The organism is Rothia aerolata, assembly GCF_014635585.1.
GTDB lineage: Bacteria > Actinomycetota > Actinomycetes > Actinomycetales > Micrococcaceae > Rothia > Rothia aerolata.
Window position 1 is genome coordinate 95,808 of sequence record NZ_BMDC01000003.1, and the last position, 18,010, is coordinate 113,817.

General features: G+C 55.1%; 14 protein-coding genes. 10 read left to right on the plus strand and 4 right to left on the minus strand.

Annotated elements, in window-relative coordinates; translation table 11 throughout:
* Nucleotides 1-570: 570 nt before the first annotated feature.
* Both IEV00_RS08425 and IEV00_RS08430 read left to right on the plus strand, forming a co-directional pair.
* On the plus strand, nt 571-900 hold the full coding sequence (locus IEV00_RS08425) for a rhodanese-like domain-containing protein (RefSeq protein ID WP_188359923.1): 330 nt from the start codon (nt 571-573) through the stop codon (nt 898-900).
* Between the two features lie 101 nt (nt 901-1,001).
* The gene (locus tag IEV00_RS08430) at nt 1,002-2,357 is read left to right on the plus strand and encodes an anthranilate synthase component I family protein (protein ID WP_229723153.1); all 1,356 of its coding nucleotides are present in this window, start codon (nt 1,002-1,004) and stop codon (nt 2,355-2,357) included.
* Nucleotides 2,358-2,432: 75 nt separating this feature from the next.
* Here IEV00_RS08430 and IEV00_RS08435 read toward each other — a convergent pair whose 3' ends face one another.
* Nucleotides 2,433-3,350 (minus strand): type IV toxin-antitoxin system AbiEi family antitoxin domain-containing protein, encoded by a 918-nt coding sequence (locus tag IEV00_RS08435; protein ID WP_188359924.1) that lies wholly within the window; start codon nt 3,348-3,350, stop codon nt 2,433-2,435.
* Nucleotides 3,351-3,515: 165 nt separating this feature from the next.
* On the opposite strand from IEV00_RS08435, the gene IEV00_RS08440 reads away from it, so the two are divergent.
* The 4 genes from IEV00_RS08440 to IEV00_RS08455 all read left to right on the plus strand — a co-directional run bounded on the left by IEV00_RS08440 (nt 3,516) and on the right by IEV00_RS08455 (nt 7,120).
* Complete coding sequence (locus tag IEV00_RS08440; RefSeq protein WP_188359925.1) at nt 3,516-3,929, plus strand: DoxX family protein; 414 nt, start codon at nt 3,516-3,518, stop codon at nt 3,927-3,929.
* Nucleotides 3,930-3,946: 17 nt separating this feature from the next.
* Nucleotides 3,947-4,531: an orotate phosphoribosyltransferase gene (gene pyrE / locus IEV00_RS08445; protein ID WP_188359926.1), complete on the plus strand. Its 585-nt coding sequence runs from the start codon at nt 3,947-3,949 to the stop codon at nt 4,529-4,531.
* Between the two features lie 87 nt (nt 4,532-4,618).
* Nucleotides 4,619-5,236: a TrmH family RNA methyltransferase gene (locus tag IEV00_RS08450; RefSeq protein WP_229723171.1), complete on the plus strand. Its 618-nt coding sequence runs from the start codon at nt 4,619-4,621 to the stop codon at nt 5,234-5,236.
* A gap of 264 nt (nt 5,237-5,500) precedes the next feature.
* Nucleotides 5,501-7,120 carry an MFS transporter gene (locus IEV00_RS08455; RefSeq protein WP_188359928.1) on the plus strand — a complete coding sequence of 540 codons (1,620 nt, stop codon included), beginning with the start codon at nt 5,501-5,503 and terminating at the stop codon, nt 7,118-7,120.
* Between the two features lie 82 nt (nt 7,121-7,202).
* Here IEV00_RS08455 and IEV00_RS08460 read toward each other — a convergent pair whose 3' ends face one another.
* Entirely contained in the window at nt 7,203-8,804 is a 1,602-nt protein-coding gene (locus IEV00_RS08460; protein WP_229723154.1) for an SLC13 family permease, read from the minus strand.
* Between the two features lie 434 nt (nt 8,805-9,238).
* Here IEV00_RS08460 and fbaA point away from each other — a divergent pair, with 434 nt between their 5' ends.
* Together fbaA and IEV00_RS08470 are read left to right on the plus strand one after the other, a co-directional pair.
* Nucleotides 9,239-10,261 carry a class II fructose-bisphosphate aldolase gene (gene fbaA, locus IEV00_RS08465; RefSeq protein ID WP_188359929.1) on the plus strand — a complete coding sequence of 341 codons (1,023 nt, stop codon included), beginning with the start codon at nt 9,239-9,241 and terminating at the stop codon, nt 10,259-10,261.
* Nucleotides 10,262-10,526: 265 nt separating this feature from the next.
* Nucleotides 10,527-10,946: a DUF3151 domain-containing protein gene (locus IEV00_RS08470; protein WP_188359930.1), complete on the plus strand. Its 420-nt coding sequence runs from the start codon at nt 10,527-10,529 to the stop codon at nt 10,944-10,946.
* 158 nt (nt 10,947-11,104) lie between these two features.
* Here IEV00_RS08470 and ald read toward each other — a convergent pair whose 3' ends face one another.
* Nucleotides 11,105-12,187: an alanine dehydrogenase gene (ald, locus tag IEV00_RS08475; protein ID WP_188359931.1), complete on the minus strand. Its 1,083-nt coding sequence runs from the start codon at nt 12,185-12,187 to the stop codon at nt 11,105-11,107.
* A gap of 141 nt (nt 12,188-12,328) precedes the next feature.
* On the opposite strand from ald, the gene IEV00_RS08480 reads away from it, so the two are divergent.
* Nucleotides 12,329-12,835, plus strand: coding sequence for a hypothetical protein (locus tag IEV00_RS08480; protein ID WP_188359932.1), 507 nt, complete (start codon nt 12,329-12,331; stop codon nt 12,833-12,835).
* A 121-nt stretch (nt 12,836-12,956) separates the two neighbouring features.
* Here the strand turns inward: IEV00_RS08480 and IEV00_RS08485 are convergent, their stop codons facing one another.
* Nucleotides 12,957-14,342, minus strand: a complete 1,386-nt coding sequence (locus tag IEV00_RS08485) for an NAD-dependent succinate-semialdehyde dehydrogenase (RefSeq protein WP_188359933.1) — start codon at nt 14,340-14,342, stop codon at nt 12,957-12,959.
* A 290-nt stretch (nt 14,343-14,632) separates the two neighbouring features.
* Between IEV00_RS08485 and cas9 the strand changes: the two genes are divergently transcribed.
* A complete protein-coding gene (cas9, locus tag IEV00_RS08490; RefSeq protein WP_188359934.1) occupies nt 14,633-18,010 on the plus strand; it encodes a type II CRISPR RNA-guided endonuclease Cas9 in 3,378 nt (1,125 codons plus the stop codon).

The following is an 18,010-nucleotide window of genomic DNA, read 5'->3' on the forward strand; positions in this document are numbered from 1 at the left end:
TGTGTTCCCCTTCCGGGTGCGCCACCCAAGATAGTGGCAGAAAGGTGTTCTCTAACATGCTGGGCGGCTTTCAAGCATGGGTTAGTGCCCCGAGTCGCCGCTTCGGTGGCATATCGCTGCTTCAGCGACGTTTCGCTGGTTCGTGACCGGCGAAACGTCGTCGAAGCGGCGACTCAATGAAACAGGCGCAACTGCACGGGCTACTTTGACTGGCGAGCGGCCATTTTTAGACCGTTTTCCTCCGATTTTCGGTACAAAAATGGCCTCTCGGGAAAACTCGGTGGCGGCAAGGTATAGGTTACTTCTCGCCGCGCCACCTAGGGTACAAGCAGAGTCCCCGAGTACAAGTATTGTCTTGTACCTGGGGACTTCACGTGTACCTTTGGCCTCTTCACGGGAACTTGCTTGTACCTGAGGTCTATCTACAGGAATCTATGTGTACCGAGAGCCTGTTTCAGCTCAAAATCCACGAATGCCCCATGCCCCATTTCTCCCCTGGCGCACCCGCTTGCCCCGGCGTCGTCCTCGTGGAAAAGTGGAAGGAGCAACTTCAGCAAAGGAGTAAAAACCGTGAACGAAGATATTAATCAGGTCACCGTTGACGAAATCCCCGCAGACGCCAAGATCCTTGACGTGCGTGAAGACTACGAGTGGGAGGCCGGCCACATTAAGGGTGCCCAGCATATTCCCCTGGGTGAGGTGCCCGAGCGCTACGGCGAGGTTCCACTGGACGAAGACGTCTACGTGATTTGCCGGGCTGGCGGCCGCTCCCTAAAGGCAACCGCCTACCTGCAGGACGCCGGTTTCGACGTTATTAACGTTATCGGCGGCATGGGCGCCTGGGCAGACGCCGAGAAGCCCATCGTGTCTGAAAACGGTGAAGAACCCCGCGTTCTCTAAACAAGCCAGCTAGGGTACCGCCCGGTCTGTCTGATGAAGGCAAGGTCGGGCGGTTTTCTGTTCTCTATGACTTTTGAGGGCCCCTCGCGTTTAATGGTGGGGTGATAGTTCAACGCCTCAATTTTCCTGTGGACCCCGCCGCCGCTTTCCGGTCTTTTGCCTCTGAGTCTGACTACGCTTTCTGGCTGGATTCTGCGCGTGGTTCCTCGCCTATGTCGCGATTTTCCTACGTGGGTTTTGTGCCTGCTGATAGTGAGGTTCTGCGGGTTGAGCACTCGGGAGTGGGCGAATCAGATAATGCCTGGCAACTGCTTGCCACTGCACTGGAAACCGCGCCTTCGGTAGTGGAGGTGCCCGCCTCTCTGGGCTTTCTGCGCGATGAGCTTCTGGGCGGATACGTTGGGTACTTTGGCTACGAGGCGAGACGGTCGTTGGGCTTTTCCGTACCGTTTGAGGCAGCCACTCCCGATGCCCTGTGGATGCCGGCTGTCAGCTATCTAATCTTCGACCATTCTTCGGGGCAGACCTATGCGGTGGGTTCTGAAGAGTGGGTGGCGTCTATCGAGCAGGAGCTCCCGAGAGTTAACTACTCGACGGAAGAATTGAAATTACAAAAAGTTCTGGACTTTCCGCAACCCGAGCGCGCCCCCTACGAGGCAAAGGTGCGTGAGAGCCTGCGCGAGATTTTTGAGGGCAACAGCTATGAGGTGTGCCTGACTGCCGAAACCTCCTGTGAAGTACCCGAGGCGTGCAACGATGAGCACATGCTTGCCCTCTACCTCTCCCAGCGAGCCCATAATGCCGCTCCCTATGCGGCTCTGCTGAAGTGCGGGGACCACTGGGTGCTCTCGTCCTCCCCCGAGAAGTTCTTGACTGTCTCTGCTACAGGCGTAGCTGAGACCAAGCCCATCAAGGGCACGGTTCCGCGTTCTGCCGACCCTGCGCTTGATGAGGAGCGGGCAGCCTGGCTGGCCTCAGACCCCAAGACTCAGGCAGAGAATCTGATGATTGTAGACCTGCTCCGTAACGACCTTTCACGGGTGAGCGTGCCCGGATCGATACGGGTTCCGGTGCTGATGGGTGTGGAGAGCTATTCAACGGTGCACCAGCTAGTCTCTACGGTGACCTCCCAACTGCGACCGGGTACCACCGCGGTTGAGGCGGCGGCTGCCTGTTTTCCCGGTGGGTCTATGACCGGCGCGCCCAAACAATCGACCATGGAGATTATCGACCGACTGGAATCCCGCGCCCGCGGAATCTACTCCGGTGCCCTGGGCTTCTTCTCCGCGACCGGGGCGGCCAACCTCTCGATTGTGATTCGCACTCTGGTGACCCGCTCCTCTGGGTGTCTGACTCTGAGCGCCGGCGGTGCAATCGTGGCAGACTCCGATCCAGCTGCCGAATACGAGGAGATGCTGACTAAACTGGCGGCTGCGGTGCCGGGGCTTTCTGCTTAGGGTTCTCCCTGGGGTTAGTGTCGTTTCCCTGGCGGTTATCAGAAGGGAAACGACACTAACCCCAGGGAGAACTCCTCATAATTTTCTTGCCCTCACAAAAGCGCGTTTTAAATCCCTCGCCAAACGCTCCGGATAGAGGTAAACAGATTCCCAATTGACGCGCACAATAATCCAACCCTGGTTGGCCAGTGCTTTTTCTCTGTCTCGTTCACGAATGAGAGCCTGCTGTGTATCGCCGTAGTCCTGATATTTTCCGCGGCCGTCAAATTCCAAAATGACCCTAAGATCGCGCCAGATGAAATCTGGTCTGAAGAGTCCATAAGGGGTGCGGATAGACACCTGTTCTTCTGGAGCCGGAAAACCAAACTCATGTAGCCTATAGCGAGTGATGCTTTCGCCCACTGATTCGCTATGGGGGCTCATACGTTCAGCCACTTCTTTAGCGCGAGCCGATCCGTACCCTTTGACCGTTGTGAGCGCAGCTTGGAGCTCGGCAAAATTCACCATTGTTTTGAGTGCGCTATCGGCAATAACGGTGCCTTCCAAAGAGCCATAAACCCGTGAGCAATCTACTACGGTCTGTAGAGGCGATGTAGCTAGTACCCCGTGGGCGGTAGCGGCTGAGTGCTTTTGGATGTCGAACGAGTACCTGTGGAGTCTGATACCGGGCGGAGCCTTCTTACACAAAGAAGTCTGGGCTACATGCAGAAAATCTGATTTTGACAGGGTTGGCAGACCGTAGAGATGGGCTGCAGACAGATGCGTAAAGATGGGGTCTTTTGCTACTTTCGAGTAACCAACGCAACGGGCAATTTCTTTCTCTTCTCTACTCCAGGAGTTCCAGATACTCTGCCGCACATAGACCCCGTGGTATATGGTCAACAGCCGCTTGCGTAAAACCAACCTTCTGATGGTTGAAGCAGAATATCCGCGGTTTCTAAGCTCTCGAGCTGAAAAGATGTGCTCTGTGATGGGTGAGGTTCTTGTTGTCATGAACTAAACATTAGATATTTATTAGTTCATTTTGGGGCGTTTTGAAAATCTTTGGATAACTCTTGAACTTTTCCCTGGTGTTAGTGCCGTTTCCCTGCTGGTTATCCACAGGGAAACGACACTAACCCCAGGGAGAACCGGGATGAAAACTGTAATAGTAGAGTCATGAGTATTTTTTCTCGAGACAAAACTGAAACAAGGGGCCAGAAACTTACCCGCCTGACAATGGGCGCAGCACTGACCGGTATGGGAATCTTGCACTTTAAGCCCAGCTCTGTGCCCAGCTTCGAATCCATCGTGCCGCCGTGGGTACCCGGCACTGCCAGGCAGGTTGTCTACGTTTCGGGCCTCGCCGAGCTTGTGCTGGGGGCAACTCTGCTGGGTGCACCGCGCGCTCGCCGACTGGCGGGGCTGGGTGCGGCCGCTCTCTTCGCCGCTGTTTTCCCTGCCAACGTGTATCAGTACACTCACCGTATCGACATTCCCGGCCTCATTGACTCCGATGCCAAGCGCCTGCGCCGCCTGCCGATGCAGATTCCCATGATCGCTGGCGCGCTCTATATTGCTCGAAAGAAGTAAAAGGTAAACTGAGGAACATGACTAAGCTTTCTGAATCCCTCTCCGCTGAAGCCGCCCGCGAACGTCTGCGCGAACTCATTTCTGAGCTCGCCGTGGTGCGCGGTAAGGTGACTCTTTCTTCCGGTAAAGAGGCCGACTACTACGTTGATTTGCGCCGCATTACCCTCCACCACGAGGCCTCCCGCCTGGTAGGTCAGGTTATGCTCGACATGCTTGACCAGGCCGGTATTGAGTTCGATGCCGCCGGTGGTCTCACCATGGGTGCTGACCCGGTGGGTAACGCGATTATGCGTTCCGCTGGCGATAATGACCGCGCCATTGATGCTTTCGTGGTGCGCAAGGCGCAGAAGTCCTACGGTATGGGTCGCCAGGTTGAAGGTCCTTCGGTTGAAGGACGTCGCGTGGTGGCTGTCGAAGACACCTCCACCACCGGTGGTTCGGTGCTCACTGCTGTAGAGGCCCTGCGCAATGCTGGTGCTGAGGTTGTTGCCGTTGCCGTGATTGTTGACCGTGCAACCGGAGCCAAGGAGCACGTTGAAGAGGTTTCTGGCGTGCCCTACCTCTACGCCTACTCTAAGAGCGACCTGGGTCTGGACGACTAGAAATAGCACGTGACTACCGAATCTTTTGACTATCCCGGTACTGATCAAACTGTTCATACCGATTCTTCTGAGCAAAATTCTGCCGAGCTGAAGCACGTGGTAGGGGTTGGCCCCTGGGAGGGGGACTGGCCGGAGGGCGACCACTGGGACCCTGACCTGTTGCGTGAGGGCGACCGTCGCAATGTAGTCGATAAGTATCGCTACTGGAAGATGGAAGCTATCATTGCCGATCTCGATACCCAGCGCCACGATTTTCATGTGGCGATCGAGAACTGGCAGCACGATCTCAATATCGGCACGGTGGTGCGCACTGCCAACGCTTTCCTGGCTAAAGAGGTACACATTATCGGCAAGAAGCGCTGGAACAGGCGCGGTGCTATGGTGACCGACCGCTACCAACATGTGCGCCACCATCCCACCATTGAGGATTTTTTGGCCTGGGCTGAAGCTGAGGGCGTTGCTGTGATTGGTATCGATATTTTCCAGGACTCCCAGCAGCTTGAGACCTACGAACTGCCCAAGAAGTGTGTGCTGGTCTTTGGGCAGGAGGGGCCCGGTCTTTCTCCGGAGATTCACGCTGCCGCCGAAGCGACTCTTTCCATCGAGCAGTTCGGTTCTACCCGTTCGATGAACGCCGCTTCGGCTGCTGCCGTTGCCATGCACGCCTGGATTCGCAGACACGTGTTTGGGCAGAAAGTCAGCTAACAAGCCTGTTTCTGTGGGGCGCGATTGGTAAGGTGCCGCTTCTAAAATTTTTGCGACCGGTAAAGGTATCCGGGGAACCAGTAGCATCTGGGTCTGAGGGGCCTTGCCGGTCGCAAGCGTTCTAGGCTGTTGAGAAGCCGGCTCCTTGCAGATTATCCAGTCTGTGAGCAAAAGAATACTTGATTTTGAAAGTATCTTAGGGTGTATTCTACATATATAGGAATTTAAAAGAACCATACGCCCTCACAAGGAAAGAGCGCACTCATGAAACCAGAAGATTTTCCCCGGCCTGTCTCCGAACACAGTGCCGGCCACGAACCACTTCATACCGACACCAGATCTCTTCAGCACGTAGAGTCCACCGCCAGCCCAACCCTCACCGAGGCACCCGCGCAAGCGGCGTCGTCCTCAGAACAAACTCCCGAAGAGCCCGGCACTTTCACCCGAAGCATCATGGTCCAAGACCCCAAACGGCAACGCAAAATGATACTTGCCCTCATGGTGCCGCTGTTCATGGCGCTGGTGGCGGTGTCGGTGGTCAACGTGGCAATGACCCCCATTAGCCGCTCCCTTAACGCAGACACCAGCCAGGTACAGTGGGTGGTCTCGGGCTACGCGCTGGCCTTTGCGGTTTTTCTCGTTTCGGCAGGCCGTTTGGGTGATGCCACCGGACGACGCCGCGTGTTCATCACGGGTATCGTTCTGTTTACGCTGGGCTCGCTGGGCAGTGGACTGGCGCCAAGCGCAGATTTTCTGATTGCAGCCCGTTTGCTACAGGGATTCGGTTCCGGCCTGCTCAACCCGCAGACCACCGGCATTATTCAGCAGCAGTTCTCGGGCCAGGCACGCGCTAAGGCTTACGGCATGTTTGGTACCACGGTGGCAATTGCAACCATGGTGGGCCCGCTGCTGGGTGGCGTGCTGATCCGTACCTTTGGTGAGGCTGTGGGCTGGCGCATGATGTTCCTGATCAATGTGCCCATCGGTATTATCGCCATTATTTTTGCGCGCCTATGGCTACCCAATGACCGCCGAACTGCCGAGAATACCCCGCACGGTGTCCGCCCCAAGACCGACCTTGACCCGGTGGGCTCCCTGCTCATGACCGTAGCGATTTTCGCCATTATGTGGCCCTTCGTAGAGCGGTCTGCCGGTGCTATTAACTGGGTTGCTCTGCCGATTGGTCTGCTGCTTCTCTGGGGCTTTATCACCTGGGAGAATCGCTACAAGAGCCGCGGCCGTGAGCCCATGCTGAACATGAGCCTCTTTTCTGAAGAAGCCTTCCGCAACGGCATTTTGATTGTGGGCCTCTACTTCCTGGGCTCCACTAGCGTGTGGCTGATTGTGCCGGTTTATATGCAGTCTCACCTGGGCGAATCTGCCCTGGTGGCGGCGCTGATTAGCCTGCCCGCTTCTCTACTTTCCGGTATTTTGGCTCCGATTGCTGGCCGCTATGTGCTCCGCGCCGGACGACGCATGATTATGGGCGGTCTTGCCCTTATGATGGTTGGCCTGGCGACATCTGTGGTTGTCATGTGGAACGTAGAATCAGGTGCCCTGCCGGTGTGGGCAGCGGCAGTTTCGCTCTCCCTGGTGGGTGCTGCGGGCGGCCTCACCATTTCGCCTAACCAAACCCTGACCATGAAGTCGGTTTCGCCCCGCATCAGCGGTGTTGCCGGCGGCGTGATGTCTCTGGGTCAGCGCATCGGCACCGCAGTGGGTACCGCGCTGATTCCCGGCATTATGTTCAGCCTGACCGACGCCGGTAAGGGTTGGAACATCGGCTTTGCCGCCTCTTTCGCGGCAATTTTCGTGCTGATGGTCTTTGGCCTGATCTTCACGATCAAGGATCGCAGGCGTGAGCTACGCGAGCAGGCTGCTTAAAAAGGGTTCGGTACACGTGGGGAGCGCCAGTACATTTCTATAAATGTACTGGCGCTCCCCACGTGTACCGAACCCCAATGACCTACATCAGTCCGAAAATCCAGACTGCCAGGGTCATGGTGGTCAGGGTAATGAGCACGATGCCCACCAGGTTGAGCCAGAGGCCTCCCTTGACCATCTGGCCGATGGAGACGTAACCCGAGCCGTAGGCAATCGCGTTGGGCGGGGTTGCCACCGGGAGCATGAAGGCGCAGGTTGCAGCCAGGGCAACGGGAATTGCCAGTAGCATGGGGTCGAAGCCCATACCCAGGGCCATACCGCCCGCTACCGGTAGGAAGGTTGCTGCGGTTGCGGTGTTGGAGGTCAGCTCGGTGAGGAAGATAATGCCGGTGGTCATCAAAATCACCAGTACCAGAACCGAGATTCCTTCAAGGCCGCCCACAGCGGAGCCAATCCAGTCAGTTAGGCCGGAGGATGAGAACTGGGCTGAGAGCGCCAGGCCTCCGCCGAAGAGCAGGAGCACGCCCCAGGGCAGCTGCAGGGCGGTGTCCCAGTCCAGCAGGCGAACACCCTTCTTACCCGCGGGGCCGGCCGGAAGCAGGAAGAGCAGCAGGCCCACGAGAACCGCAATGCCGGCGTCGGTAATCGGCGGGGTATCGAAGGCAACGGGCACGATAATCCAGGCCAGAGCGGCGAGAACAAAGATGATGAGCACGCGGAGCTCACCAGAGCTCATCTTGCCCAGCTTGTTGTATTCGTTGGCAATCAGTTCTTTACCGCCGGGAATGTGGTCAATTTCCGGCTTGAAAATTACCTTGGTGAGCAAGAACCAGCAGACGAACATCATCACGACCGCCAGGGGAACGCCCACAATCATCCACTGGCCGAAGCCGATTTCAACGCCGTGGGTATCGGCCATGTAACCGGCAAGCAGGGTGTTGGGAGGGGTGCCGATCAGGGTGCCCAGCGAACCAATCGATGCGGCGTAGGCAATGCCGAGCATCAGCGAGGTGCCGAAGTTTGACTTGACGATGTCTCCAGCGCCGCCGGCCTCAGTGGTCTTGGGGTGCTGAATCTGGGCGATGAGGGTCAACACCGAGATGCCGATCGGTAGCATCATCACTGCGGTTGCGGTGTTGGAAACCCACATAGAGAGAAAGCCGGTGGCAATCATAAAGCCCGCCACCATTGACGAGGGCTTGGTGCCCATCATCTTCAGGGTCAGTAGGGCTATGCGGCGGTGCAGGTTCCAGCGCTGCATAGAGAGGGCGAGCAGGAATCCGCCCATGAAGAGGAAGATGACGTTGTTGCCGTAGGAGGCTCCCACCTCGTCAATTTTTACCTCGCTGTTAAACACGGGGAAAATCACCAGCGGCAACAGGGCAGTGGCGGGAATGGGTAGGGCTTCGGTCATCCACCAACCGCCCATGAGAATAGCGGTGGCTGCGGTGAGCTTGGCGCCGTGGGGAACGTCTGCGGGCATGATGAAGTAGATAATCAGCGCGAGTAGAGGCGCTCCGATGAGCCCCACCAGGCGCTTGGTACGTTCGTTCTTATCAACCGCTTCTGCCTGCGCACCGCGGGAGAGCTGAATTTCTCCGATTGCCTGTGTTGGAATCGGCTCGTAATTTTTGAGGTGATCGCCCACCATGTGGGGTTGCCTCTGCTGTTCTTGGTTGGTCATCTTTTTCCTTGATGGAACGGTCGATTGTGTGCTGTGACAAGCTATGGTATCGCTCCGGCTGTATTTTGTGGTGTGTATTACGCACCGGGTGCGCCGTGTTGCTCGGGTGGGGCGGTGATGTGAGGACGCCGCCCCTGTGGTTTACCTGCCTTGGGGCAGGTGGGTGCGTGTTGGATTCCGGTGGGGCAGGGGAGATTGCAAACTAGACCCACACGGGTTTTCCTTGATTTTGCAAGGAACTGTAAAAATTGCAGATGTGTCAAAGCGTGGGTTTAAGTGTGAAACCTTGCGAAAGACCCTGCCTTTTAGGCTTTAACTTGCTAGAATAAAAACCAGTTGTGCGCCTGGTTTAATCGCCGGAGGCTTCTGGCTTTGAGGCGCCTTAAACACGCAGTCATCAAACGGTGACTGACCTTCAACTCAAGGAGTTCAGCATGCCTATTGCTACCCCGGAAAAATACGCAGAAATGCTCGAAAATGCAAAGACTAAGGGCTTTGCATACCCGGCCATCAACGTTACTTCTTCACAGACCCTGAACGCGGCTATCCGTGGTTTTGCAGAGGCTGGCTCTGACGGCATCATCCAGGCTTCCACCGGTGGCGCTGCCTACTGGTCTGGCCCCAACAAGAAGAACATGGTTGTTGGTGCTCTGGCTATGGCTGCTTACGCTCGCGTTGTTGCTGCTCAGTACGACGTCAACATTGCTCTGCACACTGACCACTGCCCCAAGGATAAGCTGGACGAATACGTTCTGCCCCTGCTCGATGAGACCGAGAAGGCTGTGGCTCGCGGTGAAGACCCCATCTTCAACTCCCACATGTGGGACGGTTCTGCTATTGCACTGGACGAGAACCTGGAAATCGCCCAGCAGCTGATTGAGCGCACCTCCAAGAACCACCAGGTTCTCGAGGTCGAGATCGGTGCCGTTGGTGGCGAGGAAGACGGCGTTGAGGGTGCAATCGATGACTCTCTCTACACCACCGTTGAAGACGCTATCAAGACCGTTGAGGCTATCGGCCTGGGCGAGAAGGGCACCTACATGGCTGCTCTGACCTTCGGCAACGTTCACGGTGTTTACAAGCCCGGTAATGTGCACCTGCGCCCCGAGCTGCTGAAGGAAATTCAGGATGAGGTAGGCAAGAAGTACGGTAAGGAAAAGCCCTTCTACCTGGTCTTCCATGGCGGTTCCGGCTCCACCGAGCAGGAAATTGCAGATGCAGTTTCCTTCGGTGTTGTGAAGATGAACGTCGATACCGACACCCAGTACGCTTACACCCGCCCCGTTGCCGGTCACATGCTGTCTAACTACGACGGCGTGCTGAAGATTGACGGCGAGGTTGGCAACAAGAAGACCTATGATCCCCGCGTTTGGGGTGCCGCTGCTGAGGCTGGCATGGCAGCTCGCGTGGTTGAGGCTGCTAAGCAGCTGGGCTCCGTGGGTACCTCCATCAAGTAAAGCCTGCTAGTTTAGCTCAAAAATCCCGGCCCACCCTGTGGTGGGCCGGGATTTTTTGTGTGCTTGGGTCGTGGGGTGGTCTCCGACCGGTTTTGTACAGGTTTGTCTCCTGTGTACAAGGTTATCTCTGTACGCCCGAGACAAGCCTGTACAAAACCGCAGGGCGGGCGAACAGAGCAGCAATAATCCCAGGTCACCTGGTCAAAAGAAACCCGCTTGGTAGTATGGAAAACGTAGTTTACCTAACAGATTAAGGAGAAATACCGTGTCACTTGCCGGTAAAAACCTGCTTGAGGGCCCCGAGCCCACCTACCTGCCCAAAGAAGCCGAGCTTGAAATTCGCATTGCCGCTGGAGATGAGGCCGAAGACTTGGTCAAGGCTTTCCCCAAGTCATCGCTGGCCTGGGCTCTGCTTGCTGAGGATGCTCTCAAGGACGGCCGCACCGTTGAGGGCTATGCCTATGCCCGCGTGGGTTACCACCGGGGCCTGGACTCCCTGCGTGCTAACGGTTGGAAGGGTCACGGCCCCATTCCCTTCTCGCACGAGCCCAACCGAGGTTTCCTGAAGGCCCTCTACCTGCTGGGTGGCGCGGCAGCTGCCATTGGCGAAGAGGATGAGGCGCAGCGAATCGAGAATTTCCTCAACGATAGCGACCCCGAGGCAAAGAGCCAGCTCTCCCGCTAGGGGTCTTGCAGGGAGCGGGGCGGTCTTCAGTCAACTGGCATCGGGATGAAGCGATACAGGTGCGAGCTTGCGAGCACTCAGGAGTGAGCGGAATCGCGAAGTGTGCGTTAAAGGGAGGTTGGCTGAAGATCGCCCCGTGTACTGCAAACTTACGGAGGCTATGACAGCTCGGGGAATGCCTCAGCCACCGCCGGGAAGGTGATCTTACCGGCGTCAGTATTCAGGCCCAGTTGCAGGTCGGGATTAGCCGCCAGGGCGTCGTCCACACCGGCGGCGAGCTTGAGCACGTAGGGCAGGGTGGCGTCGGTCAGCGCAACCGTGGAGGTGCGCGGCACCGCGCCGGGCATGTTGGCCACGCAGTAGTGGCGGATTCCGTCTACCTCGAAGATGGGGTCTGCGTAGGTGGTGGGGTGGGAGGTCTCAAAGCAGCCGCCCTGGTCAATCGCCACGTCAATGAGCAGAGCGCCCGGCTTGAGGGTCTTGAGGTGCTCGCGGCGGATTAGGTGGGGAGTCTTGGCGCCGGGTACCAGAACCGAGCCGATAATGACGTCGGCGTCCGCGATTTCGCGCTTGATGTTGGACGGCGTGGAGTTGAGGACTCGCGCGGAGGAACCGAAGAGCTCGGTCAGCTGGCGAACGCGGGAGCCGAAGCCTTCAAGAATGGTAACTTCGGCACCGAGGCCCACGCTCATCTGAGCGGCGTGGGTGCCCACGTTGCCGCCGCCGAGAACCACCACGCGGGCGGCCTGCACGCCGGGAACACCGCCGAGCAGAATGCCAGGGCCACCCTGGGTGCCCAATAGGTACTGGGCGGCAGCTGAGCCCGCCAGGCGACCCGCAACCTCACTCATGGGCAGAAGCAGGGGCAGGGCACGGCCGTTGCGCACGGTTTCGTAGGCGATCGCCCGGGTCTTTGCCTTGAGCAGGGCCTCGGTCAGAGGCTTATCGGCTGCCAGGTGCAGGTAGGTGAAAAGGGTGAGGTCTTCGCGTAGGAATTTGTACTCTTCTTCGATGGGTTCCTTCACCTTGACCAGCAGCTCAGCCTGGTTCCAGGCTTCTTCCTGGGCGACAAGGCGGGCGCCTTCTTTCTCATATTCCTCGTTGCTGAAGCCGGCGCCATTGCCAGCATCCTTCTCAACGAGAACCTCGTGACCCGCCTCGGTCAGAGCATGAACGCCGTCCGGGGTAAGGCCAACGCGCTGCTCCTGCGGTTTGATTTCACGGGGTACGGAAATACGCATGATGTTCCTCCATCACGTCATAGGGATAGGGTGCTTCTATTCTCTCGCGAGAAAGTTGCCTATACAACCTCATTTTCCGGGCTTGTATCATTTAATATGACGCCGATTACGTTTGGGTGGTGGAGGAAGGAAGAAAGTCCCATGTCAGAGCATACATTCGTAGATAAAGATGAAAACCTGCGCCCCTACTGGCCCGAGACCGTCAAGGTGATGCGCACGGGAGCGCCCTGGCTGGATTCCGTGGTGATGGCCCTGTGCTATGTGGTTTTCTTTGTCTTATTCTTTTATTTTCAAAACCTACCTGCCGTTGCGATGCTGCTGGTGATGTGGGTTTGGCAGTATTTTCGTGGCCAGGGTTTTCTGGGCTCATCAAATGCGGATGTAATGGCTAGAGACCGCAAGAACACCATAAAAAGTGGCATTCTTGTTGCTCTGCTGATGCTCGGGGTCCTATGGGTAGCCATTCAGGAAATTGAGGTTCTCTACATTCCTGCCATCGTGCTGGTCTTTTGCACGATGCTGCTGGGGTACAGAAAATGGTTTGATTGGAAATACGACGAACCCGCAGCGAACCATCCCGAGGCAGCCAGAGGAAAGGCTCGGCAGGCCTACTTCAATGATGTGGCGAATCGGGGCTCTGTGTCCTAGGGGGTGAGGCTGATAAAAAAGGTCACAAAGCCAGCCCCGAGAGTGCGGGGCAACTGGCATCGGGGCTGGCGTTTAAGGGAGGTTGACCAGCACTCTCGGGGCTGGCTGCCACACCTTACCTTTAGAATTCCTGCTTGTGCACGCGCACCAGGTGCTCATTGGTGAAGCCGCGCAGGGCCCACTGGGCATTCTCGCGACCGTAACCTGACTTGTTGATACCGCCAAAGGGGAAAGCCGGGTCAGATTCCATGTGCGAGTTAATCATGGTCATGCCGGCCTCCACCCGGGCGGCAAACTTCTGAGCCTTCTCAAGATCCTCTGACCATACTGACGACATCAGGCCGTATTCGGTCTTGTTGGCAAGTTCCAGGGCCTCTTCTTCGTCTTTCGCCTTGAAGACCATCACAACCGGGCCAAAGAGCTCCTGGGCTGCGCTCTTTGAATCGATGTCAAGGTCGGTGATGAGTGCCGGTGACATGAACCAGCCCGGACGGTTGAGCTTACGTCCGCCGAAGTGCAGGGTGGCGCCGTCCTCGTCCACCGCCTGCTGCACCCGCTCAACAGCCTCATCGCGGGCTGACTCGGAGGAAAGCGGGCCCATGTCGGTGGTGGGGTCGTCGTAGTCACCCACGGTCACATTTTCCAGGGCTTCGCGGGCGGCGGTAACAAAGTCGTCGTAGTATTCCTCGAGCACAATCATGCGCTTGGGGGAGGTGCAGACCTGGCCCGCGTTGGAGATGCGGTAGGTGACAGCCTGCTGCGCCAGCGCCTTAACGTCGGAGGTATCGAGTACCACGAAGGGGTCGTTGCCGCCGAGCTCCAGTACTGAGCGCTTCAGGTGCTTGGCCGCGTGGCCGGCAACGGAGGCACCGGCCGCCTCAGAGCCGGTCAGAGAAATACCCTTGACGCGGAAGTCTTCAATAACCTTCTCGGCGTCCTCAGAATTGAGGTAGAGGTTGGTATAGACGCCGGCGGGCAGGCCTGCTTCTTCGAGCATGGTCTGAAAGCGCTGCGAAGAAACCGGGCAGATTGAAGCCTGCTTCATCAGGATAGCGTTGCCCACCATGAGGTTGGGCAGCACAAAGCGGGCAATCTGGTTGTAGGGGAAGTTCCAGGGCATCACGCCAAAGAGCACGCCCAGCGGGTCGTGCCGCACGTAGGTTTCTTCTGCTCCGGACGCCGGCAGGCGTGTGGGTGCCAGAAATTCGGCTGAGTTCTCAGCGAACCAGCGGGCAGTTTTGGCAACTTTGGTTGCTTCGGCCTTTCCCTGGGCGAGAGGTTTACCCATTTCGCGGCCAATAATATCTGCTAATTCATCGGCATTTTGGTCAACAATATCGGCGAATTTATTAAGGATTTCCGCGCGCTCGGCAAGAGAGGTTTCTTTCCACTCTGTATATGCCTCATGCGCGGTTTCAATAATGTGGGGGATTTCTTCGGTTTTGATGGAGTCAAAAGTTTCTTCGACTTTACCGGTATTGGCATTGGTTAGTGCGTAAGTACTCATACTTCAAGCAAAGCACTCATGCGGGGGAGTGTCTAGGGGTGTTGCCCGGCCTTTTGCCCTGCCCGCCCGTTCGTTGGGGAGTCGGCTTCTGAACAAAAGGCCGGTAGAAACACGGCTTCTTGCTAAGAAGCCGGCTCCTTAGAGGGGGGGGCGGAGTTGCTGTAACTGTATGATATTTCCTCTGGACGGAGATTTTTAGGAAACGAAAAAATATATACCTGTGGGTTACTCTGTCGACAGGGAATCACGGATATTATGTGATTTGAACAATATTTAGATGGGGAGATGGTATGAAATACAGAATCGGAATTGACGTTGGAGACCGTTCCGTGGGCCTTGCGGCTATCGAGTTCGACGATGTGGGCTTTCCTATTCAAAAGTTAGCTTTGGTGACTTATCGTCACGACGGTGGGCTTGATCCTACAACCGGAAAAAACCCTCAAAGTCGGAAAGCTACTGCTGGTGTAGCTCGTCGTACTCGACGTATGCGGAAGCAACGGAGAAAGCGCCTAAATAAGTTAGATTCTGTGTTGAAGCACCTTGGATATCCAGTACCTGACCAAGAAGAACCCCAGACCTATGAAGCCTGGCATTCGCGTGCTTTACTCACGGGAAAGAAGCTTGAAAACGAAGCAGAGTTGCAAGAGCACCTAGTGCGTGCCATTCGGCATATCGCTAGGCATCGCGGATGGCGGAACCCCTGGTGGAGATTCCACCAGTTACAGAACGCGCCGGTACCTTCACCGAGCATGCTAAAAATGATTGAGGCTGCTGATGAGCGCTGGCCAGGTAGGGTGCCTCACGACGCTACAGTTGGTGAGCTAGGTGCTCTAGTTGCTGAGCCAAGCACTTTGCTACGCCCTAGAACTTACGATGCGAAGAAACACCCTAATACTCTCAACAATAAGGGCGAATCTGCGGTTCTCAGCGAAAAAGTTCGGCAGGAAGACCTCTATGCAGAGGTGAAAAAGATTTGGGCTAGGCAGCACCTGCCCGAGGACCACTTTTTACCGATTGTTGAAGCCTTGTTTAATCAAGTAAGGCCTTATGTCCCTCAGGAAAATGTTGGAAAGGATCCTTTACCAGGGCAAACAAAGAAGAATCGTGCCGTTAAATCTTCACTTGAGTTTACTGAGTTCCGAATTGTTCAAGCGGTTGCAAATCTGACTGTGATTGATAGGGGAGGTAAACGCCTTCTTAAGGATGATGAATTTGATAAGGCAGTACACTACCTTGTTAATTTTTCTGAAGAAGCTGCTCCTACTTGGGGAGATGTAGCTGAAGAAATCGGTGTACCTGCAAATCGTCTTATTACTCCTGAAATTGATGGCGTAAAACTTAATTCTGCCCCGTTTGATAGATCTTCTCAGAAGATCTTGAATAGTAAACTCAGGAAAAATTCTGAAGTGCTTAAGTGGTGGGATACAGCTGATTGGGAACAGAGATCTGAGCTGATTCGCTTTCTGAGCGATGCGACTGACGAGACAATTATTTCTGCAGAGCAGTCGGGCTTGAGCGATATTTATGAGGCATGGCCGGAGAACGAGCGAGAGATTCTTGAAGGACTTGACTTTGAGCCTGGTCGTGCGGCGTACAGCACAGACTCCTTGATAAAGCTAACCGCTTATATGCGTGAACATCATGTTGGATTACATGAGGCTCGCAAGGAGGTATTCAATGTACCTGATACGTGGCAACCTCCTCGTGAAAGTTTAGACTCCAATACAGGGCAACCAACAGTTGATCGTGTTCTATCAATTGTGCGTAAGTTTGTTCTAGCGTGCGAGCGTAAATGGGGAGCGCCTGAGAAAATCATCGTAGAGCACGTACGCACAGGTCTTATGGGGCCTGCAGCTCGCTATGAGATTTTGCGTGAGATTGCAAAGAATAGAAATAACAATGACCGAGTCCGCCAAGAGCTCATCGATGGTGGCTTTTCTGCACCGACACGGGCAGATATACGTCGATACCGCATCGTCCAGAACCAAGACTGTAGATGCCTATACTGCGGAACGACGGTAACTGTCGAAACTGCTGAACTTGACCATATCGTTCCTCGTGCAGGCGGAGGTTCCAGTCGGGTAGATAATCTGGTTGCAGTATGCAGAACTTGTAATTCTGAGAAGGGAAAAATTCCCTTTGCCCAGTGGGCCAATTCTAGTAAGCGATCTGGAGTTTCAGTTGAGGAAGCCGTTGAGCGACTGTGGTCTTTTGACAAGGTCGGAGTCTTTAAAGGTGTATCTGGAAAACGTCTCAAACAACAGATTGCTCGTCGCCTGAGACAAACTGAAGAGGATGAGCCAATCGATGAGAGATCATTAGCATCAACTTCTTATGCTGCGGTGGAGCTTAGACAGCGTTTAGAAACCTATTTCAATAAGGGTAAAGCCTACGGCGAAGAATCCTGGTTTTCGGTCGATGTCTACAGTGGTTCCATGACTCGTGGTTCTCGCCGTGCAGGTGGTATTGACGAACGTCTGCTTTTGCGCGGTCAGAGGGATAAAAATCGCTTTGACGTTCGCCACCACGCCATTGATGCGGCTGTTCTAACTTTGCTGAATCGTTCTGTGGCAAGAACTCTTGAACAACGAAAGCTAATGCAGGAAGAAGCTCGCTTAGGTTCACGAGATACTGGTTGGAAAGACTTCCAGGGGTTGGGAATAACTGCTGTACAGAAATTCAAAGAGTGGAGGAAGACTTGTTTGGTTCTTAGCGATATTTTAGCGGAAGCAATCGAAGCAGATCAGATCCCAGTGATCACTCCTCTGAGATTAACACCTAAGAACGGTTCAGTACATAAAGACACAATTAGTGCGATGGGTCGGAAGTTCTTGGGCGAAGCTTGGTCCAAAGACGAGATTCAACGTGTGCAGGACCCTGAGCTTTACCTCTTACTCTTAGATGAGCTAGGTAAAGCAAGGGGCCTTGAGGCTGATGAGGAGCGTTCCTGCACGTTGCCTACTGGTAGTCAACTGTCTGCTGATTCTGAAGTGTTGGTGTTTCCTGAAAAAGCAGCTTCTATTCTGGTAGGTACGGGTGCAGCGAAGATTGGTGACTCTCTTCATCATGCTCGTTTATATGCTTGGAAGGACAAGAAAGGGAAGTTGAATATCGGGATGCTTCGTGTATTCGGAGCGGAGCTACCTTGGTTAATGCGTATCTCGGGTAACAAGGATGCTTTGACTGCGCCGATTCATAGAGGGGCACAATCTTATAGGGATATGCAGGACAAAACCCGGAAAGCCATTGAAGCTGGACTAGCTCAGGAGATTGGTTGGATCACCCAGGGGGATGAGATTGAGATAAGTCCTGAAGAATTTTCAAAATTAGGTGGCGAACTAGGAGAGTTCCTGAAGATACTTCCAGAAACCCGGTGGAGAATTGATGGGTTTTATGATGCCGGGCGATTGAGAGTACGCCCCATCTTGTTGTCACAGGAAGATCTGCCCAATACTGTGTACGCACAAGAACTCTCAAAAGAACAATTTTCCTTACTGGAGCTTGCGCTTACGCGAGGTCTTCTGCCAAGTCTTTCTAACGTCTTTGAACAGAATTCTACGAAGGTTATTCGCCGTAATAGTTTAGGGATTCCTCGTTGGAAATCAAATGGATTTCTGCCCGTATCACTTGATATTGCTCGTGTAGCAAATGAAAAATTAGGAGAGTAG